The organism is Streptomyces spirodelae (assembly GCF_017676385.1).
GTDB lineage: Bacteria > Actinomycetota > Actinomycetes > Streptomycetales > Streptomycetaceae > Streptomyces > Streptomyces spirodelae.
In genome coordinates, this window is record NZ_JAFFZN010000064.1 from 1 (window position 1) to 1,491 (window position 1,491).

Here is a 1,491-nt window from a genome sequence, read left to right on the forward strand (position 1 = left end):
GGGGGGTGCCTCTATGTCTTTCGTCAAGCCATGGCGGGGGTGCGGGGTTCGTAGAAGGTTCCGTCGCGGAGCATGGCGAACAGGACGCTGATGCGGTGGCGGGCCAGGCGGAGGAGGGCTTGGGTGTGGGTTTTGCCGCGGGCTCGGCAGCGGTCGTAGTAGTCGCGGGAGTCGGGGTCGTGGAGGGCTGCGAAGGCAGAGAGGAACATGGCGCGTTTGAGCTGCCGGTTTCCGGTCCTGGGGGCGTGTTCGCCATGGATCGAGGTCCCGGAAGACTTCGTTGCCGGTGCGAGGCCGGCGTAGGAGGCCAGGTGAGCGGCGGTGGGGAAGCTGCTGCCGTCGCCGATGGTGACCAGGAGAACTGCGGCGGTCCTGACTCCGATGCCGGGCATCGACGTCAGGACCTCGCAAAGAGGGTGGGCCTCCAGCAGGGCCTCGATCTGCGTCTCCAACGCCCGGCGTTGTTCGTGAACGGCTGCGAGGGACTTGGCCAGGGAAGGCACGATCACATCGAGGGTTCCGGTGCCCGGGACGACGACGGTCTGTTCATCCAGGGCGTCGAAAACGTCGTTGATCAGCCGCTCGGCCATTCGCGGAGCCTTGGGCCGGACGACCTCGACGAGCCTGCGGCGGCCTGCCTTGCGCAGGGCCGCAGGGGAGCCGTAACGCTCCAGCAGCCAGGTCACGGCATGGTGGTCCAGCCGGGGGCCCAGGACACGCTCCAAGCTCGGGTGGAACTGGGTGAGCATGCCGCGGATGCGGTTGGAGGTGCGGGTGGCCTCAGCAGCCAGGTCCTGATCGAACCCGACCAGGAGGGTCAGCTCGGCCGTGGTCTCGTCGCCCGGGTCCAGGGTGCGCAGAGTGTGCGGCATGGTGCGGGCCGCGTCGGCGATGACGGCGGCGTCCTTGGCGTCGGTTTTGGCTTCGCCGGGGTAGAGGTCGGCGATTCGCCGCATCGCCAGACCGGGCAGGTAGGCGACCTGGCAGCCTGCATCCCGGGCGACCGCCAGAGGCAGGGCGCCGATGGAGGCGGGCTGGTCCACGATCACCAGGACGGTGCCGAACTTGGTGCGGAGCTTGTCGAAGACGCCCCGCAGCTTCGGCTCACTGTTCGGCAGCTGCTTGTCGAAGACCTTCTTCCCGGTCGGGGACAGCCCGTGGCCGTGATGAGCGGTCTTGCCCACGTCCAGGCCGAGGAAGACGCCCACTTTGTCGATATCGGTCACCGTGCCCCCACATGTCGTCGATGGCATGCTGGCCTCGGCGTTGGGGCCGCACGCGCGCATCCACGTTATGCAGACCTGTCGCCCGCAAGTAACCCGGCGTTGCACCAGGTCAGGCGACGGCCGGTCCTCTTATCAGCGTCTCCGACGGCACCCCTCGGACCCGGTGACACCACCCCCCAGGTCATCGACTTCGACAGGGGGCAAAAGTCATGCCGGGCCCGGAGGCCAACGGTCCCCTTGCAGGACCTCGGAAAACATAACGGGG

General features: G+C 68.0%; 1 protein-coding gene. It reads right to left on the minus strand.

Going from position 1 to position 1,491, the window contains the following annotated elements; genetic code table 11:
* Positions 1-23: 23 nt before the first annotated feature.
* Positions 24-1,253 (minus strand): IS110 family RNA-guided transposase, encoded by a 1,230-nt coding sequence (locus JW592_RS32345; protein ID WP_229377235.1) that lies wholly within the window; start codon positions 1,251-1,253, stop codon positions 24-26.
* Positions 1,254-1,491 lie beyond the last annotated feature (238 nt).

Coding starts and splice junctions, on each gene's coding strand:
- JW592_RS32345 (WP_229377235.1), bottom strand. CDS start 1,253: ATGCCATCGACGACATGTGGGGGCACGGTGACCGATATCGACAAAGTG.